At 67.4% G+C, this 26,993-nt stretch carries 22 protein-coding genes and 1 tRNA gene; 14 read left to right on the top strand and 9 right to left on the bottom strand.

Going from position 1 to position 26,993, the window contains the following annotated elements:
* Positions 1-51: 51 nt before the first annotated feature.
* Complete coding sequence (locus ACN22W_RS12340) at positions 52-960, bottom strand: DMT family transporter (RefSeq protein WP_419684557.1); 909 nt, start codon at positions 958-960, stop codon at positions 52-54.
* Positions 961-1,275: 315 nt separating this feature from the next.
* Here ACN22W_RS12340 and acs point away from each other — a divergent pair, with 315 nt between their 5' ends.
* The 3 genes from acs to ACN22W_RS12325 all read left to right on the top strand — a co-directional run bounded on the left by acs (position 1,276) and on the right by ACN22W_RS12325 (position 5,707).
* Entirely contained in the window at positions 1,276-3,258 is a 1,983-nt protein-coding gene (gene acs / locus ACN22W_RS12335) for an acetate--CoA ligase (protein WP_193098737.1), read from the top strand.
* 85 nt (positions 3,259-3,343) lie between these two features.
* Positions 3,344-3,688 (top strand): DUF4212 domain-containing protein, encoded by a 345-nt coding sequence (locus ACN22W_RS12330; RefSeq protein WP_419684555.1) that lies wholly within the window; start codon positions 3,344-3,346, stop codon positions 3,686-3,688.
* A 3-nt stretch (positions 3,689-3,691) separates the two neighbouring features.
* A complete protein-coding gene (locus tag ACN22W_RS12325; protein ID WP_419684553.1) occupies positions 3,692-5,707 on the top strand; it encodes a VC_2705 family sodium/solute symporter in 2,016 nt (671 codons plus the stop codon).
* Positions 5,708-5,795: 88 nt separating this feature from the next.
* On the opposite strand, the gene ACN22W_RS12320 is transcribed toward ACN22W_RS12325, so the two are convergent.
* Both ACN22W_RS12320 and ACN22W_RS12315 read right to left on the bottom strand, forming a co-directional pair.
* A tRNA-Ser gene (locus ACN22W_RS12320) sits at positions 5,796-5,886 on the bottom strand.
* 57 nt (positions 5,887-5,943) lie between these two features.
* Positions 5,944-8,130 (bottom strand): TonB-dependent receptor, encoded by a 2,187-nt coding sequence (locus ACN22W_RS12315; RefSeq protein ID WP_419684551.1) that lies wholly within the window; start codon positions 8,128-8,130, stop codon positions 5,944-5,946.
* A gap of 346 nt (positions 8,131-8,476) precedes the next feature.
* Between ACN22W_RS12315 and ACN22W_RS12310 the strand changes: the two genes are divergently transcribed.
* The 8 genes from ACN22W_RS12310 to ACN22W_RS12275 all read left to right on the top strand — a co-directional run bounded on the left by ACN22W_RS12310 (position 8,477) and on the right by ACN22W_RS12275 (position 15,210).
* On the top strand, positions 8,477-9,106 hold the full coding sequence (locus ACN22W_RS12310) for a LysE family translocator (protein WP_193098734.1): 630 nt from the start codon (positions 8,477-8,479) through the stop codon (positions 9,104-9,106).
* A gap of 7 nt (positions 9,107-9,113) precedes the next feature.
* Complete coding sequence (locus ACN22W_RS12305; RefSeq protein WP_419684549.1) at positions 9,114-9,530, top strand: hypothetical protein; 417 nt, start codon at positions 9,114-9,116, stop codon at positions 9,528-9,530.
* Positions 9,531-9,883: 353 nt separating this feature from the next.
* On the top strand, positions 9,884-10,972 hold the full coding sequence (locus ACN22W_RS12300; RefSeq protein WP_419684547.1) for a toxic anion resistance protein: 1,089 nt from the start codon (positions 9,884-9,886) through the stop codon (positions 10,970-10,972).
* A gap of 10 nt (positions 10,973-10,982) precedes the next feature.
* Complete coding sequence (locus ACN22W_RS12295) at positions 10,983-11,729, top strand: VWA domain-containing protein (RefSeq protein WP_343494579.1); 747 nt, start codon at positions 10,983-10,985, stop codon at positions 11,727-11,729.
* A gap of 43 nt (positions 11,730-11,772) precedes the next feature.
* Positions 11,773-12,789, top strand: a complete 1,017-nt coding sequence (locus tag ACN22W_RS12290) for a DUF475 domain-containing protein (RefSeq protein WP_419684545.1) — start codon at positions 11,773-11,775, stop codon at positions 12,787-12,789.
* A gap of 92 nt (positions 12,790-12,881) precedes the next feature.
* The gene (locus ACN22W_RS12285) at positions 12,882-13,538 is read left to right on the top strand and encodes a TerD family protein (RefSeq protein ID WP_129512557.1); all 657 of its coding nucleotides are present in this window, start codon (positions 12,882-12,884) and stop codon (positions 13,536-13,538) included.
* A gap of 51 nt (positions 13,539-13,589) precedes the next feature.
* Positions 13,590-14,456, top strand: coding sequence for a hypothetical protein (locus ACN22W_RS12280; RefSeq protein WP_419684543.1), 867 nt, complete (start codon positions 13,590-13,592; stop codon positions 14,454-14,456).
* Positions 14,457-14,589: 133 nt separating this feature from the next.
* Positions 14,590-15,210, top strand: a complete 621-nt coding sequence (locus ACN22W_RS12275; protein WP_048248867.1) for an HAD family hydrolase — start codon at positions 14,590-14,592, stop codon at positions 15,208-15,210.
* A gap of 43 nt (positions 15,211-15,253) precedes the next feature.
* On the opposite strand, the gene ACN22W_RS12270 is transcribed toward ACN22W_RS12275, so the two are convergent.
* Positions 15,254-16,363, bottom strand: a complete 1,110-nt coding sequence (locus ACN22W_RS12270; protein WP_193098728.1) for a fatty acid desaturase — start codon at positions 16,361-16,363, stop codon at positions 15,254-15,256.
* A 226-nt stretch (positions 16,364-16,589) separates the two neighbouring features.
* Between ACN22W_RS12270 and ACN22W_RS12265 the strand changes: the two genes are divergently transcribed.
* Positions 16,590-17,627, top strand: a complete 1,038-nt coding sequence (locus ACN22W_RS12265; RefSeq protein WP_419684540.1) for an AraC family transcriptional regulator — start codon at positions 16,590-16,592, stop codon at positions 17,625-17,627.
* Between the two features lie 60 nt (positions 17,628-17,687).
* Here the strand turns inward: ACN22W_RS12265 and ACN22W_RS12260 are convergent, their stop codons facing one another.
* The 5 genes from ACN22W_RS12260 to cysD all read right to left on the bottom strand — a co-directional run bounded on the left by ACN22W_RS12260 (position 17,688) and on the right by cysD (position 24,456).
* On the bottom strand, positions 17,688-18,737 hold the full coding sequence (locus ACN22W_RS12260; RefSeq protein WP_419684538.1) for a lactonase family protein: 1,050 nt from the start codon (positions 18,735-18,737) through the stop codon (positions 17,688-17,690).
* Positions 18,724-20,091 (bottom strand): MFS transporter, encoded by a 1,368-nt coding sequence (locus ACN22W_RS12255; RefSeq protein ID WP_419684536.1) that lies wholly within the window; start codon positions 20,089-20,091, stop codon positions 18,724-18,726. Before ACN22W_RS12255 ends, ACN22W_RS12260 begins: the two co-directional genes overlap by 14 nt.
* A 245-nt stretch (positions 20,092-20,336) precedes the next feature.
* On the bottom strand, positions 20,337-21,524 hold the full coding sequence (locus ACN22W_RS12250; protein WP_419684533.1) for a helix-turn-helix transcriptional regulator: 1,188 nt from the start codon (positions 21,522-21,524) through the stop codon (positions 20,337-20,339).
* Positions 21,525-21,643: 119 nt separating this feature from the next.
* Entirely contained in the window at positions 21,644-23,560 is a 1,917-nt protein-coding gene (gene cysN / locus ACN22W_RS12245) for a sulfate adenylyltransferase subunit CysN (protein ID WP_419684531.1), read from the bottom strand.
* Entirely contained in the window at positions 23,560-24,456 is an 897-nt protein-coding gene (cysD, locus tag ACN22W_RS12240) for a sulfate adenylyltransferase subunit CysD (protein WP_419684528.1), read from the bottom strand. The genes cysN and cysD overlap by 1 nt, the downstream gene beginning before the upstream one ends.
* A gap of 214 nt (positions 24,457-24,670) precedes the next feature.
* Here cysD and ACN22W_RS12235 point away from each other — a divergent pair, with 214 nt between their 5' ends.
* Positions 24,671-25,780, top strand: a complete 1,110-nt coding sequence (locus ACN22W_RS12235) for a DUF1214 domain-containing protein (RefSeq protein ID WP_419684526.1) — start codon at positions 24,671-24,673, stop codon at positions 25,778-25,780.
* Positions 25,777-26,970, top strand: coding sequence for a sulfotransferase family protein (locus ACN22W_RS12230; RefSeq protein WP_419684524.1), 1,194 nt, complete (start codon positions 25,777-25,779; stop codon positions 26,968-26,970). The genes ACN22W_RS12235 and ACN22W_RS12230 overlap by 4 nt, the downstream gene beginning before the upstream one ends.
* Positions 26,971-26,993 lie beyond the last annotated feature (23 nt).

Raw genomic sequence — 26,993 nt, 5'->3', positions numbered from 1 at the left:
ACGCGTCGGCCGGCGCGACTGCAGCGACGCGCCGGCGCGGCCGGGGACCGATCAGGAGGCGGCGGACGGCACGCGTTTCACGCGCAGGCTCGCGAGCACGATGCCGGTGACGACGCACGCGAGCGCGATGCCGTGCGCGAGCGTCGGGCGTTCGCCGAGGAACGCGATGCCGTACGCGGCGGCGGCGATCGGCAGCACCGCGCTGAACACGCCGGCGAGGCTGCCCGGCACGTGCCGGATGCCTTTCATCCACAGCCAGAACGAGAAGATGCTGGCCGACAGCCCGTACCAGACGACGAGCACCCAGGTGCCGGCCGGCACGCTCGCGTAATCGAAGTGCCACAGCGCCGTCGCGCCGAGCGGCAGCATCAGGAACAGGCCGAACAGGTGCGTATACGCGCAGATGTCGATCGGCGCGAGTGTCTGCGTGAGCCGGCGCGACAGGATCACGTAGATCGATTCGCAGCACACGGCCCCGAGGATCAGCAGGTTGCCGGTCAGCGAGCCGGACGCTTCGCCGTGGGCGCCGTGCCCGGCCGCGCCGCCGTTGGCGAGGTTGATCGTCACGACCCCGACGATCGCGAGCGCGATCGACACGAGCGCACGGCCGTTCGGTTTTTCGCGCAGGATCAGCCACGCGAACAGCGCGACGATGGCCGGGATCGTGCTCGTGATGACGCCGGCCGCCACCGCGCTGGTGCGCTGCACGCCGTTGAGCATCAGCAGCGTGAACATGAAGGTGCCGAAGAAGGCCTGCAGGAACAGGTTCAGCCACTCGCCGCGCTTGACCGCGCGCATTTTCACGGGGCTGAACAGCGGCCACAGCACGGCGATCGCGATCACGAAGCGCAGCGTGGCGAGGATGGCGACAGGAACGAATGCAACGATGGATTTACCGATACCGACGTTGCTGCCGACGAACAGCATCGACAGGATGAGGAAGAGGGCGTAGCGATTCAAGCTGGAATCCGGGAGGCGAGTTCAGTTAGGATTGTAGGGTCGCGTTTGTAACAGCGTAAAGCGCCGCCCGACATGCGAAACGGCTCTGCCAACGGCCATGCCGCGTAAGTGACGGGTAAGTTGAAGCGCTTATCGTGCAAACTACCGGGCCGCACGTTCGCCAACGCGCGACGTGGTGCGGTGCAGCATCGCGCGCAGCCTTCGCGGCCGTGCGCGGGTGGGTGGGAGACAGCGGCGCACATGCGCCGGCCAAGACGCGCGGCGCGCACGATCGCGCCGCCATGCAGAGGATTCATGTTCACCAAGGGGTAGTCGATGTCTGCGATTGAATCGGTTCTTCACGAAACCCGTCAGTTTGCGCCGCCCGCGGCGCTCGAGAAGGCGGCAACCATTTCCGGCATGCCGGCCTATCGCGCGCTCGCCGCCGAGGCCGAGGCCGATTACGAAGGCTTCTGGGCGCGTCTCGCGCGCGAGGGCCTCGCGTGGCACAAGCCGTTTACGAAGGTGCTCGACGAGAGCAACGCGCCGTTCTACAAGTGGTTTGAAGACGGCGAGCTGAACGCGTCGTACAACTGCCTCGACCGGCACGTCGAGGCCGGCAACGGCGAGCGCGTCGCGGTGATCTTCGAGGCCGACGACGGCACCGTCACGCGCGTCACCTATGCGGATCTGCTGGCGCGCGTGTCGCGCTTCGCGAATGCGCTGAAGAAACGCGGGATCGGCAAGGGCGATCGCGTGGTCATCTATATTCCGATGTCGATCGAAGGCATCGTCGCGATGCAGGCCTGCGCGCGCATCGGCGCGACGCACTCGGTCGTGTTCGGCGGCTTCTCCGCGAAATCGCTGAACGAGCGGCTCGTCGACGTCGGCGCGGTGGCGCTGATCACGGCCGACGAGCAGGCGCGCGGCGGCAAGACGCTGCCGCTCAAGAGCATCGCCGACGAGGCGATCGCGCTGGGTGGCTGCGAAGCGGTGAAGAGCGTGATCGTCTATCGCCGCACCGGCGGCAAGATCGACTGGCATGCGGACCGCGACCTGTGGATGCACGAACTGTCGGACGGAGAATCCGACCAATGCGAACCGGCCTGGGTCGGCGCCGAGCATCCGCTGTTCATCCTGTATACGTCGGGCTCGACCGGCAAGCCGAAGGGCGTGCAGCACAGCACGGGCGGCTACCTGCTGTGGGCCGCGCAGACGATGAAGTGGACCTTCGACTGGAAACCGACCGACGTGTTCTGGTGCACGGCCGACATCGGCTGGGTCACGGGCCACACGTACATCACCTACGGTCCGCTCGCCTGCGGCGGCACGCAGGTCGTGTTCGAGGGCGTGCCGACCTATCCGGACGCCGGCCGCTTCTGGAAGATGATCGGCGATCACAAGGTCACCGTGTTCTACACCGCACCGACCGCGATCCGCTCGCTGATCAAGGCGGCCGAAGCCGACGACAAGGTGCATCCGAAGAGCCATGACCTGTCGAGCCTGCGCATCATCGGCACGGTCGGCGAGCCGATCAATCCGGAAGCATGGATGTGGTATCACAAGCACGTCGGGCAGGAGCGCTGCCCGATCGTCGACACGTGGTGGCAGACCGAGACGGGCGGCCACATGATCACGCCGCTGCCGGGCGCGACGCCGACCGTGCCCGGTTCGTGCACGCTGCCGCTGCCGGGCATCATGGCCGCGGTGGTCGACGAGACGGGCCAGGACGTGCCGAACGGGCAGGGCGGCATCCTCGTCGTCAAGCGCCCGTGGCCCGCGATGATCCGCACGATCTGGGGCGACCCGGAGCGCTTCAAGAAGAGCTACTACCCCGAGGAACTCGGCGGCCGGCTGTATCTCGCCGGCGACGGCACCGTGCGCGACAAGGACACCGGCTACTTCACGATCATGGGCCGGATCGACGACGTGCTGAACGTGTCGGGCCACCGGCTCGGCACGATGGAGATCGAGTCGGCGCTGGTTTCGCACGAGCTCGTCGCCGAGGCGGCCGTGGTCGGCCGTCCGGACGACACGACGGGCGAGGCCGTGGTCGCGTTCGTGGTGCTGAAGCGTTCGCGTCCGGAAGGCGAGGAAGCCGCGGCGCTCGCGAAGACGTTGCGCGACTGGGTCGGCAAGCAGATCGGGCCGATCGCGAAGCCGAAGGACATCCGGTTCGGCGACAACCTGCCGAAGACGCGTTCGGGCAAGATCATGCGGCGCCTGCTGCGCTCGCTCGCGAAGGGCGAGGCGATCACGCAGGACACGTCCACGCTCGAGAACCCGGCGATCCTCGACCAGCTCACCGAAGTGCGCTGATCGCACCTGCGTCGCGCCACGCGCGCATGAGCCCCTGCGCGGCAATCCCGATTGTCCGCGCAGGGGCTTTTTGCTACATAACGGCATGACCGTTCCGACCTGTCCCGCGCCCGCTGCGCCTCCGCCCGTTCCCGAACCGCTCGCGCGTGCCCACGCGCGCTACTGGCGTTTCAACGTCGCGCTGATCGTGGTGCTGATGGCGATCGGCTTCACGGTGTCGTTCGTCGTGCCGTTCTTCGCGCCCGCGCTCGCGGGTGTCCGCTTCGCGGGTTTCAGCCTGCCGTTCTATGTCGGCGCGCAGGGTGCGATTCTCGTGTATCTCGTGCTGATCGTCGTCTACATCGGGCTGATGCAACGCGCGGACCGCACACTGCGTCGCGCGTATGACGACCATGCGGCGCGCACCGCCCACGCACACGGCGGGCGCTGATTCATGCTGACGCATCGACTGATACGCGCGTACGCGCTCTACACGCTGGGGTTTCTCGGGTTCGTGCTGCTGATGTGGCGGATCGAGCGCGCGACCGGCTCCGGAGTCTGGATCGGCTACGTGTTCCTGTTCGTGCCGATCGCCGTTTATGCGGTGATCGGGCTGCTGTCGCGCACGTCCGATCTCGTCGAGTACTACGTGGCCGGGCGGCGCGTGCCGTCCGCGTTCAACGGGATGGCGACGGCGGCCGACTGGCTGTCGGCCGCGTCGTTCATCGGCCTGGCCGGATCGCTTTATTCCACCGGCTACGACGCGCTGGCGTACGTGATGGGCTGGACGGGCGGGTTCTGCCTTGTTGCGTTCCTGCTCGCGCCTTATGTGCGCAAGCTCGCGCGCTACACGATTCCCGATTTTCTCGGCACGCGCTTTTCGAGCACCGCCGTGCGCGCGCTGGCGGCCGGCGCGGCGATCCTGTGTTCGTTCGTGTATCTGGTCGCGCAGATCCAGGGGATCGGCCTGATCGCGACGCGCTTCATCGGCGTCGATTTCGCGATCGGGATCTTCTGCGGGCTCGCGGGCATTCTCGTGTGCTCGTTTCTCGGCGGGATGCGCGCGGTCACGTGGACGCAGGTCGCGCAGTACATCATCCTGATCAGCGCGATCCTGATTCCGGTGTCGCTGATCGCGATGAAGAACGGGCTCGGCCCCGTGCCGCAGTTCAGTTACGGCAAGCTGATGGAGCGCGTCGCGGCGCGCGAGGCGCAGGTGCGCGATGCGTCCGGGGAGCAGCAGGTGCGCGACGCGTACCGCCGGCAAGCCGCGGACATCCAGACACGGCTCGACCGGCTGCCGGCGTCCTATGCGGACGCACGCAGGCATCTTGCCGACCAGCTCGCCGACCTGCGGCGCCACAACGGGCCGCTGCGCGAGATCAGCCAGCGCGAGCGCGAGCTGGCCGATTTCCCGCGCGATCCGGCGGCGGCGCGCGTCGCGTGGACGCAGGCGCGCGACGACCTGCTTGCCCGTGCCGAGCCGCCCGTGCCGATGCACGAGCCGTTTCCCGCCGCGAGCGACGACGAGCGCAAGCCGCGCGAGCGGAATTTTCTCGCGTTGCTGCTGTGCCTGTCGCTCGGCACCGCGAGCCTGCCGCACATCCTGACGCGCTACAACACGACCACGTCGGTCGCGTCGGCACGGCGTTCGGTCGGCTGGACGCTGTTCTTCATCGCGCTGTTCTACCTCAGCGTGCCGGTGCTCGCGGTGCTGATCAAGTACGAGATCCTCGCGAACCTCGTCGGGCGGCCATTCGCCGAATTGCCGGCGTGGGTCACGCAATGGCATCACTTCGAACCGGACCTGATCAGCGTCGTCGAGGTGATTCGCGACGGCATCGTGCACTGGTCGGAAATCCAGATGCAGCCGGACATGGTCGTGCTGGCCGCGCCGGAGATCGCGGGGCTGCCGTATGTCGTGTCGGGACTGATCGCGGCCGGTGCGCTCGCCGCGGCGCTGTCGACCGCGGACGGGCTGCTGCTGACGATCGCGAACGCGCTGTCGCACGACGTCTATTACTGCATGGTCGCACCCGATGCGTCGAGCCAGCGGCGCGTGACGATCTCGAAGGTGTTGCTGCTTGGCGTCGCGCTGTTCGCGTCGTATGTCGCGTCGCTCAATACGGGGAAGATCCTGTTCCTCGTCGGCGCCGCGTTCTCGCTCGCGGCATCGAGCTTCTTTCCGGTGCTCGTGCTCGGCGTGTTCTGGAAGCGCACGACGACGCGCGGCGCGATTGCCGGGATGGTGACGGGGCTCACGGTGTGCGTGTATTACATCGTGTCGACCTATCCGTACTTCACGCAGCTGACGGGGTTCGCAGGGCGCACGTGGTTCGGGATCGAGCCGATCAGTTCGGGCGTGTTCGGTGTGCCGGCAGGGTTTGCGGTGGCGATCGTGGCGAGTCTGTGCGATCGGCGGCCGGATGAATACACGCGGGCGTTGGTGGATTACATCAGGCATCCGTGACGCGGGAGGCGGGCGGATAGGGGGCGTGTCGGCGCCCCAAAAGGAAAAGCCCCTTGATTTCCGGGAAATCAAGGGGCTTCATGCGTTCTGGCGGAGAGAGGGGGATTCGAACCCCCGATAGGCGATTAACCTATACACGCTTTCCAGGCGTGCGACTTAAACCACTCATCCATCTCTCCGGAAGACCGAGAGTATAGCAAACTCTGGTGGCGGCCCGCCACTCCCTTCCGCTGACGTCAGAAATCCGTCGTCATCGACAGCCACACCGAGCGCGGATCGCCCTGCGTCAGATACCCGCCGATCGTCGACGACCAGTACGACTTGTTCGCGACGTTGCGCACGTTCGCGCGGAACGTCGTCTTCCTGCCGAACAGTTCCGTCGCGTAGCGCGCGCCGAGGTCGACGCGGTCCCACGCCTGGATCGACATCGTGTTCGCGACGTCCAGATACTGCGGCCCCGTGTGGATCCAGCGCGCGGTCAGCGTGAGGCCGTGCAGCATCGGCACGTCGTATTCGGCGCCCGCGTTGAACAGGAACGACGGCACGCCGATCGGCCGGTTGCCGTCGTTGGCGCCGCCCGAGGTGTTCTGCAGCGTTGCATTGAGGTAGGTCGCGCCCGCGATCAGCCGCACGCCTTTCCACGGTTCGCCGTACACGGCCGTCTCGATGCCGCGGTGGCGCTGCGTGCCGTTGGCGCCGAACAGGTTCGATGCCGGATCGGTGTACGCCATCGGCTTCTCGATCTGGAACAGCGCGAGCGACGCGCCGTACTTGTCGGTGTCGTAGCGGATGCCGGCTTCGTACTGCTTCGAGCGGAACGGCGACAGCGCCTGGCCCGCGTTGCGCGCGGTGCTCGGCGCGGTCTCGCCCTGCGCGAGCGCCTCGCTGCGGTTCGCGAAGATCGACACGTTGCGCCACGGCTTCACGACGAGACCGAATACCGGCGTCGTGATCGCGTCGCTGTAGGTCGCGGTGGCCGCGCCCGTGTAGCTGAAGTCGTCGACCGAGATCGACTGGCGGCGCGCGCCGATCGTGAAGAGCACGCGGTCGTCGAGGAAACCGAGCGTGTCGGATACGGCGAAGCTGCGCAGCCAGGTCCTGGTGACCGTGCCCGGATCGTCCATGTTGCCGCCCGCGAAGGCAGTCGGCGGGAAGGTGACCGGCGCCGGATCGTAGAGCGTCGTCGGGAACGCGTTCGACATCGTGTATGCGGACTGGCTGTCGATGCGGATGAACGACGCGCCGGCCGTCACGAAGTGCGACACAGGGCCGGTCGTGAAGCGGCCGCGCACGCCGGCCTCGGTCGACTGCGCATCTTCCTTGTGCGGCACGCTCAGGCGCGAGCCGGTCGTGCCGGACGACGAGTAGGTCGGCGTGTAGTAGTCGCCGTGCTCGTTCGTATGACGCGCGCCGGCCGACACATAGGCCGTCCACGCGGGCAGGAAATCGTATTCGGCGCGCACGATCCCGACCGTGTCTTCGAGCTCGCTGAAGCTCCACGGCTGCGCATAGTTGTGGGTCGCGGACGGCACGGCCGGCAACTGGTTGCCGCTGATCAGCACGATGGGGCGGCCGTTGTCGATGCGCTGTCGCTGATACAGGAAGTCGCCGTACAGGCGCAGCTTGTCGCCGCGCCAGTCGAGCGATACGGCCGTCACGTTGCTGCGGCGGCGCTCGTCGCCGACGGCCGTGTCGCCGCCGCGGATCGACTGGTTCACGCGCACGCCGAACTGGCCTTCGCTGCCGAAGCGGCGCCCGATGTCGACATGCGTGCCGAACGAGCCGGACACCTCGCCGTCGACGGTGACGCGCGTGAGCGGCTTGTCGTCCGCGCGCTTCAACTGCAGGTTCACGCCACCGCCGACCGCCGAGCCGTTCGGCGACGCGCCGTTCAGGAACGCGTTCGCGCCCTTGAACACGTCAACGCGTTCGACCGCGTCGGTTTCGACGAGCTGCCGCGGCGTGACGCCGTACAGGCCGTTCAGCGACACGTCGTCGCCGGCGAGCTGGAAGCCGCGGATGACGAACACCTGCGAGAAGTTGCCGTACCCGGACGCGCTGCGCACGGCCGGATCGTTGTCGAGCACGTCGGCGAGCGTGCGCGCCTGCTGATCCTCGATCAGTTTCGACGTGTAGGTGGTCATGCTGAACGGCACGTCGCTCGCCTTTTGCCGGCCGAGCACGCCGAAATCCGCGCCGCGCGCGACCTGGCCGCCCGCGTAGGTCGGCGCGAGGTCGCCGGGCAGCGGCTCGGCGGCGCCGGTCACGTTGATCGACGGCAGCACAGCGCCGTCGGGCGAAGCGCTGACGCTGGCGCCGGGGGCGGGCTGCTGGGCACGCGCGGCGGCAGGGAGCGTGCAGGCGAGCGCAATGCCGAATGCAATCGGCGTGAGACGCCGGACGGGTATCGAAAGTGTCGACATGGGACGCAAATCGGAGGTAGTCGGTGATCCATCCCAGGGCGGCAAGTCGGAATCCGGGCGGCGTGACGCGTCCGTGCTGTCGCGGACGTGTTTTTATCGAGCGGCGGAGTCTAACGTAAACGAGAATGATTGTCGTTTACAAAAATGAGGTATCACTATCTGGGATGGCGGGCGATCGCCGTGCACGATCGGCACCGCACAGCCGCCGAGCGCCATCGGGACGAGCGTGCGATCATTGGCCGTTCACATTCGTCGTAGCAAACCGGGCGCGCCGGTTGCGGCCCGCACGGCCGAGATCGACGATGCCATCCGTTCGCACGGCCGCTTTCAGAAGGAACGCCACGCCATGTCGCTCTCCGCGTTGCTCGCATTTGCCCTGATCCTGTCCGTCGGCGTCGCGACACCCGGCCCGACGGTATTGCTCGCGATGAGCAACGGTTCGCGCTACGGATTGCGTCACGCGATGGTCGGCATGCTCGGCGCCGTCACGGCCGACGTCGTGCTCGTCGCACTGGTCGGGCTCGGCCTCGGCGTGCTGCTCGACGCATCCGAAACGGCGTTCGTGACGCTGAAGCTGCTCGGCGCGGCGTGGCTCGCGTATGTCGGCATCCGGATGCTGATGTCGAGCGGCCGGTCCGCCGTGGCCGAGGAACTCGAGCCCCCGACGCCCGATCGCCGGACCGCCTTCCTGAAGAGTTTTTTCGTCGCGATGAGCAACCCGAAGTACTACTTGTTCATGTCCGCGCTGCTGCCGCAGTTCGTCGACCGGTCGCACGCGATCGCGCCGCAATACGCGATCCTCGCGGCGACGATCGTCGCGATCGACGTCATCGGGATGACCGGCTACGCGCTGCTTGGCGTGCATTCGGTGCGGGTGTGGAAAGCGGCGGGGGAGAAGTGGCTGAACCGCGTCAGCGGGTCGCTGCTGCTGATGCTCGCGGGCTACGTCGCGCTGTATCGCAAGGCCGCGAACTGACGCGGCGATGAAGCCGGTCGAGCGCTTTACGCTCGAAACGCACGACGGTCCGTACGAAGCGTGGCCGTCACGCACGCATGTGCTCGTGGACGACGTGCGTTGCGGTCTCGCCATTTCCGGCTACGTGCTGCTGCGCCAGTTCGAAACGCCGGCCGCCTATCTGCTCGTCACCGACTACGACTGCCCGTTCGAAGAGGCCGTCACCTTCACGCTCGTGTCGAAGGATCCGCTGAAGGTGTGCGCGCAACGCACGGTCGGCGCGATGTATGCGTCGTGCCATCTGGACGACATCACCTGGGCCGACGTCCGGCATTTCAGCGCGACGTTCGTGGGCATCGACGGACGATGGGACTTCACGATTCGTGACCGCTCCGTGCCGTTCGTCCTGCCTCGGCTCGGCATGAATCGCGTGCACGATCGATAGCGCGCGATCGGCGATCGCGAGCCTCTCGGCCGCCCATGCGCGGTGTCTGAAACGCGCCAATACCGGCGATTTCATTTTTCTTTCGCATTGATCAGACGTGTAAGTTTGGATGCGTCCGAATCTTACGCGGCCAACGCGCATGGCGGTATGGATGGCGACGGGCTGGCATCGTGGTCACGCACTTCATTACAAAATGAATGGCAATTGAAAGAATTACGTCGCTTGACGTAATGCGGCCGTGCCATTTATTGTCCGTCTGCCGCCCGTGAGAGAGCACGGCGGTTATCGCGGATGCGCGCCTCGCGCGCACGACAACACGTAGCAAAAAGCAGAAAAGGAAACGTGGTAGCCACATGAAGCCGCTATTCGACGACAAGAAATCCGATGCGGTCAGCGATCGTCCTTCCACCCCGTCTTTGTCACCTGTCGCAGTGCCTGCCGCCGCCGTCGTGCCGGCAGCGAAGCCGATGGAGAACGCGCGCCTGATCACCGTCGACGAGATCGACCAGCTCGGCGCGACGCAGGGCACGCGGATCGCCGCCTTCTCCCAGCAGATTCTCGCGAGCGTCCGCGCGTCGGATGCCGACCAGTTCGGCGACAAGCTCAACGAACTGATCGCGACCGCGAAAGGGCTCGACCCGCGCGGCGCCGACAAGGGCGGGCTGCTCACGCAGGTCACGCGGCTGTTCCGCTCGACCAAGGAGAAGCTGCTGTCGCAATACGAGTCGGTGAGCAAGCGGATGGATACGCTCGTCGTCGAGCTCGAGAGCCATGCGCAGCGCCAGAAGGCCGGTATCGACGAACTCGAGCGGATGTACAACGACAACTACGCGCTGCACCAGGCGCTCGCGCAGTCGAAAGCGCACGGCGAGACGGCGCTCGCGACGCTGCGCGCGCATCTCGCGGCCGGCCAGCAGCAGGTGGACGACGCGTTCGGCGCGCAACGCCTGCTCGACGTGAAGCGCAAGGTCGACGCGCTCGAAAGCAAGCTCGACGACCTCGACCGCGCGATGCTGATGTCGAAGCAGCTCGCGCCGCAGATCCGGATGGAGCAGGACCAGAAACGCACGCTGACGTCGAAGTTCATGACGATCAAGACCGTGCTGATCCCCGCGTGGACCAACGCGTTCGCGCTCTACCTCGAGCAGCTCAGCACGAAGCGCGCGGCGGCGCTCGCGAACGCGACGTACGACGCGGCCGACGAGGCGATCCGTGCGCAGGCCGACCTGAACCGCCAGAACGCGCAGGAAGTCGCGAAGCTCGGCCAGCGCCCGGTGATCTCGACCGATACGTTCGAATACGCGCAGCAGCAGCTGTTCGGCGCGTTCGACGACATCACGCAGATCATCGCCGACGGCAAGCGCCAGCGCGACCAGGACGCGCCGCGCCTGCGCCAGCTCGAACAGGACCTGATCACCCGATTCGCTCCGAAGCACTCTTGAGGAACACCGCATGATTACGCTTGAGAAACGCGCGGCGAAGGTCGCGATCGTCCTCGAAAAACGCCAGATCCTGAAGCCGCCCGTCGTGCGCGTCGGCGCGGCGCTCGACATCTCGGGCTCCGCGAAGCCGCTGTACCAGTCGGGCGTGATCCAGGACACGCACGACCGGATCCTCGGCATCGCGCTGAAGTTCGACGACAACGGCGAAGTCGACACGTGGACCTTCACCGAAGGCTACGACCGCCTGCCGACCGCGACGCCGGACAACTACGGCTCGTACATTTCCGACCACGTGCTCGAAGCCCGGATCGACAAGTGGGGCGGCACGCAGTACGCGCCGGTGATGAACGACATCGTCGACTTCTTCTTCCGCGCGCCGGAGCCGCAGCCGCAGCGCGAAGCGAAACGCGGCTTCCTGAGCCGGCTGTTCGGCGGCGCGGACGAAGCGCCCGCGCCGGCCGCATCCGCACCGGTGAACGGCCATCTGCCCGCCTGGGTGCTGTTCGTCACCGACGGCCAGAACCCGAAGAACGACCGCAAGCGCGTGCGCCAGCTGCTGGCCGAGTCGCAGCACTTCCCGCTGTACTGGTCGCTGGTCGGCGTCGGCGATCCGAGCGAATTCGGCTTCCTCGCGGAAGTCGCGGACGAGATGCCGAACGTTGGTTTCCTGCATCTCGAATCGCTCGACGTCAGCGACGAACAGATCTACGAACAACTGATCACGCAGGAATTCTGCGACTGGGTGCGCGCGAAGTAAGCGCGGCCCGCATGCCTCTTTTTCAGAACTCGATATCCCCATCATGTTGAAAGACTTCAAGATCCCGCTGTCGCTCACGGTGCTCGCGCTGGTCGCGGCCTATCTCCTCGGCGGCGTGAAGGACATGCTGATCGTCGCGGTCCTGTCCGTGCTCGAAATCTCGCTGTCGCTCGACAACGCGGTCGTCAACGCCTCCGTGCTGAAGAACTGGTCCGAGAAGTGGCGCAACCGCTTCATGGTGTTCGGCCTGCCGGTCGCGGTGTTCGGCATGCGCCTCGTGTTCCCGCTGCTGATCGTCGCGGTGATCGGCCACATCGGCCTGTGGGACGCGCTGACGCTCGCGATCGAATCGCCCGAGAAGTACGCGGCGGTGCTGACGTCCGCGCATCACCAGGTGTCGGCGTTCGGCGGCGCGTTCCTGCTGATGGTGTTCTTCAAGTTCATGCTCGACACCGAGAAGGACGAGCACTGGATCGGCTTCCTCGAAGGCCCGATGCGCCATCTCGGTCGCATCACGGCGCTGGAAGTGGCGCTGACGCTCGCGATCGTGATCGTCGCGTCGTTCTACGTACCGGCGGCCGAGCAGGTCAGCTTCCTGCTCGCGGGCGCGTTCGGCGTGATCGGCTTCGTGATCGCGCACGGCGTGGGCGACCTGGTCGGCGGCGGGGAGACGGGCACGCGCGTGGTGCGCGAAGGCGTCGCGGGTTTCATGTATCTCGAAGTGCTCGATTCGTCGTTCAGCTTCGACGGCGTGATCGGCGCGTTCGCGCTGTCGAACAACATCTTCCTGATCGCGCTCGGCCTCGGCGTCGGCGCGGCCTATATCCGGGAGATGACGCTCGTGCTGCTGAAGAGGGGCACGCTCGCGCAATATCGCTTTCTCGAACACGGCGCGTTCTGGGCGATCGGTGCGCTCGCAACGATCATGTTCCTCGGCGTGAAGTTCGAGGTGCCCGAGGTCGTCACGGGCCTGATCGGCGCGGCGATGATCGCGGCGGCCGTGTGGTCGTCGATCGTCGTGCAACGCAGGGAAGACCGGACCGCGGTGGCGAGCGAGTAACGCGCGCGGCACGGACACCATCAACGAGGGGCCGCGCAGGGCGGCCCGGCATGACCGCCGGCGCAACGGCGGTTCCAGCAGAAGAGGTTCAGATGATCAATTTGTCGAAAGGCGGTCGCGTCAACCTGTCGAAGGAAGCGCCCGGCACGCAGAAATTCCGCATCGGTCTCGGTTGGGACGCGAACTCGACGGACACGGGCACGGATTTCGATCTCGACGTGTCGGTGTTCCTGTGCAAGTACGACGCGCAGAGCAATCCGAAGCTGATCTCGGATCAGCACTTCGTGTTCTACAACAGCGAAGTGCGCACGATGGAGCGCAAGGAAACCTTCATCCAGCCGGGCGACGATTTCCCGAAGCGCGGGATGCCCGCGTCGAAGTGCATGGGCGTCGTGCATAGCGGCGACAATCGCACGGGCAGCGGCGATGGCGACGACGAAGTGATCTTCATCGACATGACGAAGCTCGCGGCCGATATCGAGGAAATCTCGGTGGTCGTCACGATCGACCAGGCCGAAGCGCGCCGCCAGAATTTCGGCCAGGTTCGCAACAGCTATATCCAGATCGCCGACGAGGTGTCGGGCGCGGTGATCGCGAAGTACGCGCTCGAGGAAGACTTCTCGATGGAGACGTCGGTGCAGGTCGGCAGCTTCTATCGCCGCGACGGTCACTTCATGTTCAAGGCCGTCGGCGCCGGCTACAACCGTGGCCTCGGCGACTTCGTGCGCGCCTACGGCGGCGCGGTCTGACTGGCCGCGGCCCGGCGTGCGGGACACCGCCGCGCCGGGCAGGATGCAGCGATGACGAATCCGTCCGACGAGCCGCAACGGCTCGAGTTCGATACGACGCCCGAGCGCACGCCCGGGCGTCTTGCGTTCGACGCGCCGCCTGCGGGCGGCGCGCCGGCCGCGCGTGTGCCCGAGCGAGCGGCGCCGCAGGCGCTCGACTTCGGGCCGGCGGCTGACAAGGCCGAACGCGCGGCGCCGGCCGATGCGCTCGGCCGTGCGCTGTTCGGCGAATCGAATCACCCGCAGCTCGACGCGTGCTTCCGCGCCGCGCAGGCCAGCTTTCCGAATCTGTATCCCGACTACGCGCCGCGCATCGAGCGGCATATCCGGCAACTGGTGCCGCTCAAGCTCGCGACGGTCGCGACGATCGGCGACGGCGCGCTGGAGACGGCGGGCAACCTCGTCGAAGCCGTCGCGGCGACGACGCGCGAATTCAACGAACTCGGCGCGGCCGACATGATGGCCGGGATGCTCGCGCAGGCGACGCGCAAGGCCGGCATGTTCGAACGCTGGTTCGGCGGGGCGTCGGATCATGTCGACTACCGCGCGGCGCTCGGCGCGCTCAAGCAGTCGCTCGGTTTCTTCCCGCGCCGCACCGGGGAACTCGCCACGAAGGTCCGCCACGCGGAAGAAAACCTCGTGGTCGTGCTCGCGGCGCTGAGCGCGGTGGCGGACGTCGTGCACGTGCCGGACGACGCGGGTGTCGAGCGCACGTTGTTCGACCGCCGCAACATCGTCGGGCAGGCCGTCCAGCAGATCCGGATGCAACCCGCGCAACTGCGCGGGCTCGACGAACGCGTGTCCGACCTGCTGTCGCGCGCCGACCACCTGATGAACGTCGTGCTTCCTGCTGCGCTGGCGGCGCGGCCGCAGCGCTGAGCGAACGGCACGAACCCGGGTGCTGTGCCGCGCGGGTTCGTTGCCTCGGGCGCATCGCGTCACGCCATTTCTCGCACGCCGGCGCGAGTCTGCTATCTTCCCGGGCATCCCATCGCTTTCCCGCCGATTTTCCATGACTGACCGCATCGTCGCCGCATTCGATTTCGACGGCACCATCACGACTACCGACAGCTTCCGCCATTTCGTCCGCTACGCGGTCGGCACGCCGCGTTTCGCATGGGCCGGGCTGCGCGCACTGCCTTGGATCGTCGCGATGAAGGCCGGGCTGCTGTCGCGCGGCGACGCGAAAGCGAAGTTCGCGTCGTTCGCGTTCGGGCCGATCCGCGAGGACGCGCTCGACGCACAGGCGCGCACGTTCGTCGACACGTACCTGCCGCGCTTCGTGCGTCCGGAAATGCTGGAGCGCATTCGCGAGCATCAGGCGCGCGGGCATGAAGTCGTGCTGGTCAGCGCGTCGCCGTCGCTGTATCTGGAGAAGTGGGCGAAGACGGCCGGCTTCGATGCGGTGCTCGCAACGCGGCTTGCGTTCGAGCGCGGTACGTTCGCCGGGCGGCTCGACGGCGAGAACTGCTGGGGGCCGCAGAAGGTCGTGCGGCTGCGCGGGTGGTGGGGCAACCGGCCGCCGAAGCAGTTGTTCGCGTATGGCGACAGCCGCGGCGACAAGGAAATGGCCGAGCTCGCGAACTGGTCGTGGATTCGCGGGCAGGGGGCGATGCCGCCGATCGGCGATTGATGGACCGCGGTGGTTCGGCACAGCGTGCCGCCGGACGCCCGCGTTACGCGTCGGCCTGCATGCGGCGCTCGCCGCGCGGCGAGCGATAGGCACCCCAGCGATTCGCGCGCGCGAACGTGCCGACGTCGTTGAAGCGCACGCCCACTTCGCGCAGTGCCGCATGCGCGGTGCGCGCGGTCAGCTGCCGGATGTAGAACGGATCGCGCACCACGAAGTGATGGATCGCGTGCGTGCTGCCGAAATTGAAGCAGAACAGCTGGAACGGCAGCATCCACCACGGGTTGAGCACCTGGGTCTGCTGGATCACGTTGCGCGAATCGATGTCGCCGAAGTAATGCATGTTCGAGCTGACGAAGTTGATGCAGAAGCTGCGCACGAAGTTCGGCCCGAGCCATACCACCGCGAGGAAATCGACGACGTTCATTGCGCGCTCGACGAGGGCCGGCACCGTCACCGCGTAGCCAAACGCATGCAGCGCGAACAGGCCGACGTGATAGACGATGAACGCGTGCCACAGCGCGTAATACACGTGACCGACCGGCATGTACGACGACACCTGCTCGACACGCAACTGCACGCGTTCGGCCGCATCCTGCACCGGCTGCGCGGCGACGTACTGCTTCACCTTGCGGCGCATCGCGGCCGGCCGCAGCACGACGGCCAGCATGCCGTCCGCGATCATCAGCAGGCGCTTCACGCCCCAGCGCTCGCCGTTGGTGATGCCGAATTCTTCGAGATCCGATTCGCCGCCCGACACCTTGTGGTGATGCAGGTGCATGCGACGCCGCGTCCACGGGTTGATCGTGCCGGGCCGCGTGAGCCAGCACAGCGCCATCATCAGGTGATAGGCCCACGGCGTCTTCTTGAAGTACATCAGGTGGATCAGGTCGTGCTCGAGCTCGTGGATCAGCGACGTGACGAACGCGGCCAGCGGCAGCGCGACGTACCACGCGATCGCGCCGCGCGCATACAGCCACGCGATCGCGAGCATCGCGGCAACCGACGCGGCCATCACCGTCGCGCCGACGAGGTTCTGGTTGTCGAGCAGCGGAAAGCGCGCGCGGATCGCGTCGCTCGCGGCGTTGACCTCGCGGCGGACGTACGCGACCTTGTCCGCGTCGTGGCGAAATGCGGTTCGTGCGGGTTGGCTCATCGACCGGAATCCGTGCGGAAAGAGTGGGGCGTTATGCCGATGTGACAAGCATAGGCGCGCGCCGGACCGCACGCGAGGGCCGCGGGTGCCAATGGTGGTGTCATTTCGGGCCATGCTGGCCGACGCACGGGCGCTCGTTGCCGCGCCGCGCGGCTAGAGTGCCGCCGCGGTGTCATTGCGGGCCAGCGACGCTACAATCCGCCGAAACCGCTCCGGAGTCCGCCGCATGGTCCTGTCCGTCCCGGATGCCGCGCGCCAGTTGAACAAGGCGACGGTGTCGTCCGCGTATGCGCTGTTCATGCTGATGCTGGCCGAGGAGCGCGGCATCGACGGCAGCCGCATTCTCGCGGGCTCGGGCGTCGAGCGCGAGCGGCTCGCGCAGCCCGACGCGCGCATCACGCCGCTGCAACAGGCGGCGATCGTGTTCAACCTGCTCGACGCGACGGACGACCCGTCGATCGCGATCGAGATCGGCTTGCGCAGCAGCCTGACGAAAGCGGGACTGATCGGCTTCGGGCTGATGAGCTGCGCGACGCTCGGCGAGGCGATCGCGCTCGGCATCCGCTATCTGCCGACGCGCGTGCCGTTCTTCTCGGTGCGGCTCGCGCAGCTCGACGGGATCGTCGACATAGACGTGCTCGAAGCATTTCCGCTTGGCCGGCTGCGCCAGTTCGCGGTCGAGAACTTCCTGGTCGAGACCGCGATCCTGTTCAATTCGCTGCTGTATCCGGCGCAGGGGAGCACGCTGCAGTCGCGCGCCGAACTCCACTTCGAATGGCCCGAGCCGCCGTGGTTCGAGCGTTATCGCGCGCGGTTGCCGCGCTGCCATTTCGACGCGAGCGCGAACCGCATCCGTTGCGACGCCGCGCTGCTCGACGAGCCGATCGGCACCGCGAACGCGCAGACCGCGCAGATGATCGTCCAGCAGTGCGAGGCCGAACTCGCGCGGCTCGGTTATGCGGAGAGCATCGTCGAGCGCGTGCGCAATCTGCTGATCTGCGGCGACGGCGGTTATCCGTCGGTCGACGACATCGCGCGCGAGCTGCATGTGTCGGCACGCACGCTCAAGCGCAAGCTCGCGGAGTACGGCGCGACCTATTCGACGCTGCTCGATGAGATCCGGCTGCGCGACGCGCTGCGGCTGCTCGAGGGCACGCGCCTGCCGGTCGACGAGATCGCGGCGCGCGTCGGTTATACGGACCGCGCCAATTTCACGCGCGCGTTCAAGCGCTGGACGGGCGTTGCGCCGAGCGAGCGGCGCTGAACGCGGGAAGGCACCGGCTTTCGCGAAGCGCTTGTCGGATCCCGCGCAGGCGCAGCATCGTCAGACGATCGCGACCCAGTTCGCGCCGCGGCCGCCCGGCACGCGCGCGTGCAGCGACAGTGCGCCGTCGTCCGGCGCGATCGCATACACCGACACGTGTTCCGACTGTTCACCGCATGCGACGAGCCAGCGCCCCGACGGATCGATCGCGAACCCGCGCGGCTGCGTCTCGGTGGCGGTCGCGTGCGCGGGTTCGAACGTGTTGTCGGCGGTGCGGCGATAGCAGAGCAGCCGGCTTGACGTGCGTTCGCTGACATACGCGAAACGCTCGTCGGGCGTCAGGTGGAGATCGGCGGCCCACACGGACGGGGCGGCGGGCGCGGGCGGTCGCGCGTGACCTTGCGCGAGTTCGGCGACGGCCGGGTGGGGTGCGCTCACATGCGCGTCGCTGAGCCGGCCGCTGTCGGGATCGCGTGCGAACGTCGCGAGCGTGCCCTGGAATTCGCTGACGACGACCAGCGCGCGGCCGTCGCGCGTGAAGCGCAGGTGACGCGGGCCAAAGCCGGCCGGCACGCGCGTTTCGCCGTGTTCGAGCGCGCGCAGGCCGGCCGCGTCCTCGACGAGCGCGAAGCTGAACACGCGGTCCGAGCCGAGCGAGCTGACGTACGCGAAACGGTTATCCGGCGACACGATCACCGCGTGCGCGTTCGCGATGCCGCCGGCTACCTGCAGCGGTGTGCCGTCGCCGTCTCGCACGCGCGCGGCGTCATAGACGCTCAGCGAATTGCCGCCATACGACGCGCCGAACAGCCAGCGGCCGCTGCGGTCGAGCGACAGGTACGCGTGGCTCGCGTCGATCGCGGTCGTGCCGATGCGCGCGAGCGCGCCCGTGGCCGGGACGACCCGGAACGCGACGATCGTCGGCTGTTCGCCGCGCGTCGCGACGTAAAGCCGCGCGCGATCGGCCTGCACGGCGATCGGCATCGCGACGTCGGCGGCCGGGTAGCGGGCGAGCGGCGCGAGCGTGCCGTCGGCCGCGAGGGAGAACGTGGCGAGGTCGGCGTCGGCGGCGTTCGAGACGACGACGGTCAGGCGGTCAGTGTTCGGCATGGCGGAGCATCGAAGCGTTCGTGAAGGACGCGTCGGCCGGCAGGCCGCGCGGCGGATCGTTGCGCCGGTGCGTGCGCGCGAACAGCGCGGCGACCGCGGCGACGAGGGACGCGATCGCGAGCGCATACAGCCCGCCCGTGATCGAACCCGTATGTTGCTTCAGATAGCCGAAGGCCGTTGGCGCGACGAAACCGCCGAGGTTGCCGACCGAGTTGATCAGCGCGATCACGGCCGCGGCCACGCGTGTGTCGAGATAACCCTGCGGGATCGGCCAGAACAGCGACGACGCGGCCTTGAAGCCGAGCGCGGCGAAGCAGATCGACGCGAACGACCACACGGGATCGTGCGACGTCGACGCGAACAGCCCGCACGCGGCGAGCACGAGCGCGAACGCGAGCCAGCGCTGCGGATGCTTCCACTTCGACGACAGCACCGCGAAGCCGTACATCGCGCCGATCGCGATCATCCACGGAATCGTGTTGTAGAGGCCGACCTGGAAATCGGTGAGGCCGCCCATCTTGCGGATGATCGTCGGCAGCCAGAACGTGGCCGCGTAGATCGTCAGCTGGATCGAGAAGTACAGGAAGCAGAACAGCATGATCTGCGGATCGCGCAGCAGCGCGGTGCCGCGCACGGGCACGTTCGAGCGCACGTCGCGCGTTGCGCGCTCCTCGTCGAGCGCATGTTCGAGCGCCGCGCGTTCTTCGGCCGTGAGCCACGTCGCGTCGCGGATATGCGATTTCAGCAGCAGCCAGCTTGCGCCGCACAGCGCGACGGAGAACAACCCCTCGATCAGGAACATCCACTGCCAGCCTTCGAGGCCGAACCCGCGGATCGACAGCAGCGCGCCCGTGACGGGCCCGGACAGCACCGACGCGAACGCGGAGCCGCCGAGGAAGATCGCCATCGCCTTGCCGCGCTCCTGCGGCGGCAGCCATTGCGACAGGTACAGCACGACGCCGGGGAAGAAGCCGGCCTCGGCCGCGCCGAGCAGGAAGCGCAATGCGTAGAACGACGTGTCGTTCCACACAAAGGCCATCGCGGCCGCGACGATGCCCCACGTCGCCATGATCCGCGCGAGCCACACGCGTGCGCCGTAGCGCTGCATCAGCAGGTTGGACGGCACTTCGAACAGCGCGTAGCCGACGAAGAACAGCCCGGCGCCGAGCCCGTACGCGGCCGCGCCGATCCCGATCGACGCTTCGAGGTGGCGATCGACGAAGCCGACGTTCACGCGGTCGATGTAGTTCGCGATGAACATGATCAGCACGAGCGGCAGCACATGCCATTTCACTTTCGAGACGGCGGACGCGAGCGGGTCGCGTCCGGGCAGGGCGGGCGAGGGCGGGTTCAAGGGTGTCTCCGGTCGGGCGGCGGCGGACGGGGCTGCAGTCCGCGTCGGCATCTGGGTGGCGATCGATGTAGTATGTCGTCGTATGACATGGTACGCCTGACTACCGGTAAAGACGTCGCGGGTTTACCCGGAAATAATGCAAATGTTGGGGAATATCACGAGGCTGATTTTCGATTCATGAATGTCTGATGACGTATGACATGAATTGAGAAAACACCGATCGCCGGACGCCCGGTCGCCGCCCGCTAGGCCATCGACACGACGCTGTTGAGCAGCGTCTTCACGAGCACGGCCTGCCGCGTCGCGCCCGTTTTCGCGAAGATGCCGCGCAGGTGCGCGCGGGCGGTGTTCTTCGTGATGCCCGTCGCGGCGGCCGCTTCGTCGAGCGTCAGCCCGTCGACGAGCAGCAGCGCGATTTCGGTCTCCATCGGCGTGAGCCGGAACAGCCGGTGCAGCATGTCGCGCGACGTCTGCGGCGACGATGCCGGATCGCGGACGAACACCGCGACGGCCGGCCGGTGCTGGCGGTCCTCGGCGCCGCGGTACGGCGCGAGCGGGCGCAGCAGCACGCTCAACGGCATCGCGCCGCCGGGGCGCGACAGCGTGGTGGCTTCGATGCGCGCGAGCGCGCCCGCGCGGAAATGCTCGAGCGCGGCCTGCAGCGCCTTCTGCAACCGGCGCTCGTCGAGCGGGCACGATGCATGAAGCCGCTCCTGGCGCACGCAAAGCCCGTCCTGTTGCTCGATCAGCCGCTCCGCGATGCGGTTGCGCTTGATCACGCGGCCGTCCTCGTCGACGATCGCGGTGCCGACATCGAGGCGGTCGACGGTGCCCGCGTACAGCGCGCGTTCGGCATCGAGCACGTCGAACGCCGCGTGCAGCTCGACCGCCCGCTGCAGGTGCGGCAGCAGCGTCGCGACCTGCGCGCGCTCGGCCGCGTCGAAATCGCGCCCGCCGTGCGCACGGCTCACGAAGAACGCGCACTCGACGCCGCGTTCGCCGCGCAGGTTCGCGCCGAGGATGTAGCGCAGGTCGAGCGGTTGCAGGTACTGCCGGTAGAAATCGTGCGTGCGCCACGCGGTTTCGCCGAACAGCCGGTCGGCGGTGAACACCTGGCCGGGCGGGTGGTCGAGAAACGGACACAGCGCGTAGAACTGCTCGCTGTACGACGGCTCGCCGGGCAGCAGCGGCCCGTGCGTCGATGCGTTGATGATGAGCCCGTGCCGCGAGCCGCCCGGATTGCGCAGCACGAGCGTCGTGAAGCTCGCGTCGAGCTGTACGCGGATCGCTTCGAGAAAGCCGGCCCACGGCGTGGCTTCCGACGGCCCCTGATAGACGAGCCCGAGCCACGCGCTGAGTTCGCGCGCCGTCCACGCGGCGTCGTCGAAACCGTCGTGCGCGGCCGTATCGTCGGGTGCCAGCGCGATCCGCATGCTCGTGTTCTCCTTGGTCCGGATGAAGTGTTCCCGGACCAGCATACCGGCCGGCCGGCGGCCCGCGTCATCCGAACGGAGTAGACGACGCGGGCAGGCGGGCAACCTGCCCGCGGCGCTTACGCGGTGCGCTCGCGCAGCAGGTACGCGACGATGCGGTCCGCCGCCGCGTCCGGCGACTCGGCCACCGTGTCGACGCGCAGCTCGGGCTGCGCGGGCGGCTCGTACGGCGAGTCGATGCCCGTGAAGTGCTTCAGCTCGCCGCGCCGCGCCTTCTTGTACAGGCCCTTCGGATCGCGTTCCTCGGCGATCGCGAGCGGCGTGTCGACGAACACCTCGACGAACTCGTCGGGGCCGACGAGCGCACGCGCCATGTCGCGCTCCGCGCGGAACGGCGAGATGAACGACACGAGCGTGATGAGCCCCGCGTCGAGCATCAGCCGCGCGACTTCGGCGACGCGTCGGATGTTCTCCACGCGATCGGCTTCGGTGAAGCCGAGATCGCGATTGAGCCCGTGCCGCACGTTGTCGCCGTCGAGCAGGTACGTGTGCCTGCCGAGCGCATGGAGCCGCTTCTCGACGAGGTTCGCGATCGTCGACTTGCCGGCGCCCGACAGCCCCGTCAGCCACACGATGCGCGGCGTCTGCGCCTTCTGCTCGGCGCGCGCGGCGCGATCGACGTCGACGGCCTGCCAGTGCACGTTGTGCGCGCGGCGCAGCGCGAAGTGCAGCATCCCGGCACCGACCGTGTCGTTGGTGAAGCGGTCGATCACGATGAAGCCGCCCGTATGGCGGTTCCGGTCATACGGATCGAATGCGACGGGCCGGTCGAAGCTCAGGTTGCACACGCCGATCTCGTTGAGCGCGAGCGTACGCGCGGCGAGATGTTCGCGCGTGTTCACGTCGATCTTGTATTTCGGCGTCGCGCTGGTCGCGCCGACCGTCTGCGTGCCGAGCTTCACGAGATACGGGCGGCCGGGCAGCAGCGGCTCGTCGTGCATCCACACGAGCGTCGCCTCGAACTGGTCGGCCACTTCCGGCGGCGCGTCCGCGCGCGCGATCAGGTCGCCGCGGCTGATGTCGATCTCGTCGGCGAGCGTGAGCGTCACCGCGTCGCCGGCACGCGCGATGTCGCTTTCGCCGCTTTGCGTGATTACCGACGCGACGCGGCTCTCCTTGCCGGACGGCAGCACGCGCACGCGTTCGCCGACGCGGATCTCGCCCGACGCGATGCTGCCCGCGTAGCCGCGGAAGTTCAGGTGCGGGCGGTTGACCCACTGCACCGGCAGCCGGAACGGCTCGTCGCGCGTCACGCGTGCGACGAGCGGCAGGGTGTCGAGGTGCTGCATCAGCGTCGGCCCCGCGTACCACGGCATGCGCGTACTCGGCACGATCACGTTGTCGCCGCGCAGCGCGGACATCGGAATGCTGACGATCTCCGACAGCCCGAGCTCGGCCGCGAACGCGCGATAGTCGGCGTCGATGCGCTCGAACACGGCCGGGTTGTAGTCGACGAGATCCATCTTGTTGATCGCGAGCACGACGCGCTTGATGCCGATCAGCGCGACGAGATGGCTGTGGCGGCGCGTCTGCGTGAGCACACCCTTGCGCGCGTCGATCAGGATGACGGCCAGATCGGCGGTCGACGCGCCGGTGATCATGTTGCGCGTGTACTGCTCGTGGCCGGGCGTGTCGGCGACGATGAACTTGCGCCGCGCGGTCGCGAAGAAACGGTACGCGACGTCGATCGTGATCCCTTGCTCGCGCTCGGCCGACAGACCGTCGACGAGCAGCGCGAAATCGAGTTCGCCGCCTTGCGTACCGACCTTCTTCGAATCGGCCTCGAGCTGCGTGAGCTGGTCGTCGAACAGCATGTTCGACTCGTAGAGCAGGCGGCCGATCAGCGTGCTCTTGCCGTCGTCGACGCTGCCGCACGTGATGAAGCGCAGCAGGTCCTGGGTTTGTGCATCGTCGCTGGCGGACGCGGTAGCGGCGGAGCGCGCGAGCGTATCGGGCGCGGTGAGAACGTGTGCCATCAGAAATATCCCTCCTGTTTCTTCTTTTCCATCGAACCGGCCGAATCGCTGTCGATCAGGCGCCCCTGGCGCTCGGACGTGCGCGTCTCGCGCATCTCCTGCAGGATGTCGTCGAGCGTCGTCGCATCGCTGTCGATCGCGCCCGTCAGCGGATAACAGCCGAGCGTGCGAAAGCGCACCTTGCGCATCTGCGGCACTTCGCCTTCGCGCAATGGCAGGCGTTCGTCGTCGACCATGATCAGCGCGCCGTCGCGTTCGACGACGGGCCGTTCCTTCGCGAAGTAGAGCGGCACGATCGGGATGTCGTGAAGCTGGATGTATTGCCAGATGTCGAGCTCGGTCCAGTTCGAGATCGGGAATACGCGCAGGGTTTCGCCCTTGCGCTTGCGTGCGTTGTACAGCGACCAGAGTTCGGGCCGCTGGCGCTTCGGGTCCCAGCGATGCTGTTCCGAGCGCAGCGACACGATGCGTTCCTTCGCGCGCGATTTCTCCTCGTCGCGGCGCGCGCCGCCGAACGCTGCGTCGAAGCCGTAGTGATCGAGCGCCTGCTTGAGCCCCTGCGTCTTCCACACGTCGGTGTGCACGGCCGAGCCATGCGTGAACGGATTGATGTCGTTCGCGAGGCCGTCAGGGTTGATGTGCACGCGCAGGTCGAGGCCGAGGCGCTCGGCCGTCTCGTCGCGAAACGCGATCATCTCGCGGAACTTCCACGTCGTATCAACATGCAGCAGCGGAAAAGGCGGCTTCGCCGGGTAGAACGCCTTCATCGCGAGATGCAGCATGACCGAGCTGTCCTTGCCGATCGAATACAGCATCACCGGGTTCTCGCTCTCCGCGACCACCTCGCGCATGATGTGGATGCTTTCGGCCTCCAGTCGCTCCAAGTGGGTCAACATCGTTCGTCTCCTTGTTTCATGACGGCGCCGCGCGACATGTGCGGCGTTTCGTGCATGACACCAACGGTATCGAGCGCGGGGCGTATCGCTCTTCGTCCGGGTGGACTAAACCGCCGTGCGGCGGCGCAGCGGATCTTTCCTTAGTCCACCCGGACGAAGTGGCGCGCGGCGCTGGCGCTTAAGGTGAGCGCTCGACCATCGGCGGAGACGACACATGACGGACGACACACGTGCCACGCAATTGCTTTCGGGCCAGACCTGGGCCGATTTCTGCGACACCCTGAAACGCAGCGGACAGCAGATCCTGCGCGCCGAGGCGCCGGATGACCCGCTGACGCGCGCGGAAGGGTTCCGCTATCTGAGCCGGCTGATGCGCATCGCGCTCGAAATGCACGTCGAGTTCGCGGACGGCGCGTGGCCCGGCTTTTTCTCGCCGTCGCACGAGACCGCGAAGATCGGCGCCGACAACCCCGACAACCTGTACCAGTACGCGCGTCTCGACGGTCGCTGCGAATACCGCGTGACGGGGCGGCGCGGCACGGTCGCGTACCTGAGCTTCGGCACGCAGAAGGGCGGCTACGAGACCGACGGCAAGATGCTGCAGACGGGTTTTCTCGACGCGAAGCAGCTGGAGATCGCGCCGGACGGCAGCTTCGAGATCGTGCTGAGCGAGACGCCGCGCGCGGGCAACTGGGTGCGCATGGAGCCCGGCACGAACGCGCTGCTCGTGCGCCAGACCTTCCTCGACCGGCGCGCGGAGACGCCCGCGCAACTGAAGATCGAGCGCATCGACGCGCAGGAGCACCCGGCGCCGCTCGATCCGCTCGTGCTGCAAGGCGGCCTCACGCGCGCCGCGCAGTTCGTCGAGCAGACCTCGAAGCTGTTTGCCGACTGGGCCGCGAGCTACCGGTCGCACGTGAACGCGCTGCCGCCCGCCGACCAGGCGCTGTGCCAGTCGGTCGGCGGCGACCCGAACATCTACTACTACCACTCGTGCTGGTCGCTGGCCGACGACGAGGCGCTCGTGATCGACGTCGACACGGTGCCCGACTGCGACTTCTGGAACGTGCAGCTCAACAACTACTGGATGGAGTCGCTCGACTACCGGCATTTCGACGTGTGCGTGAACAGGCACAGCGCGCGGCTCAATGCTGACGGCGGCGTGACGGTGGTAGTCGCGGCATCGCGGCCGGGCGATGCGAACTGGCTCGATACGGCCGGGCACCGCACGGGCACGATCTGCTGGCGCTGGGTCGGCGCCGCACAACCCGTGCATCCGCGCACGCGCGTCGTGAAGCTCGCCACGCTGAAGGAGGCCGCATGAATGCGCCGCTCGACCGGATTCGCACGTTGCTCGCCGCCGACGGGCTGATCGCCGAGGCCGTGTCGCGCACGGGCGGGCTCACCGCGTTCGGCGACGGGCCGTATCGCGAAGCGCTCGACGTGATGTGCGCGTCGCTGATCGACGAAGCGAAGCTGTCCGCGCGCGGCGCGGAGATGATGCGCGAGAAGCTCGTCGGCCAGCTCGTGAACCGGCTCGTCATCGAGGATTACTTCCGGCGTTTTCCGGAGATCGCGGACATCGCGATCGACGATCCGCTCGTGATCGTCGGCCTGCCGCGCACGGGCACGACGCTGCTGCAGCGGTTGCTGGCCGTCGATCCACGCTTTCATTCGGCCGCATGGTGGGAAACGCGCTACCCGGCGCCGCTCGCGGGCGAGACGCTCGACGCGCCGACCGTGCGCATCGCGCGTGCGCAGGCCGAAGTCGCGACGATGATCGACTGCATTCCACAGATCCTGACGATCCATCCGCTCGACGCGATGCTCGCCGACGAGGAGTTCATGCTGATGGAGCACGCATTCGTGTGCGCGATGGATTCGTATGCGAACGTGCCGCGTTATACGGCGTGGCTGGCGCAGCAGGATCTCACGCCGGTCTACACGTACCTGAAGCGGATGCTGCAGTTCCTGCAGTGGCAGAAGGCGCGGCGCGGCGTCGCGCCGGCCGAGCGCTGGCTGCTGAAGACGCCGCAACACCTGCATGCGCTCGACGTGCTGTGCCGCGTGTTTCCGCGCGCGCAGGTGGTGCTCACGCATCGCGATCCGGCGCAGACGATTCCGTCGATGGCGAGCATGGCGCACACGCTGTGGCAGATGTATGCGGACGATCCGGATCCGCTCGCCGTCGGCGCGCAGTGGAACGCGGGGATGGCGCGCGCGATCGGCGCGGCGATGACGGCGCGCGACGCGCTGCCGGCCGACCGGTTCCTCGACGTGCGTTTCGAGGACACCGTATCGAATCCGCTCGGCGTCGCGGAAGCCGTGTACGCGTTTGCCGGCATGCCGCTCGATGCGCGGCAGCGCGCGGCGATGGCGGACTGGATGGCGCGCAACGGCCGCGACAAGCGCGCCGCGCACGACTATTCGATCGCGCGTTTCGGCTTCACCGATGCGCAGCTCGCGCGCGACTTCGCCGCGTATCGCGCGCGGCACCTGCGGGCAGCCGGCTGACGGCCGCACGCGCGAGACGAACG

It is taken from the genome of Burkholderia theae, from assembly GCF_048565265.1.
Taxonomy (GTDB): domain Bacteria; phylum Pseudomonadota; class Gammaproteobacteria; order Burkholderiales; family Burkholderiaceae; genus Burkholderia; species Burkholderia theae.
Note: the sequence above shows the minus strand (reverse complement) of the source record. Positions and strands in the feature narration are given on the sequence as shown.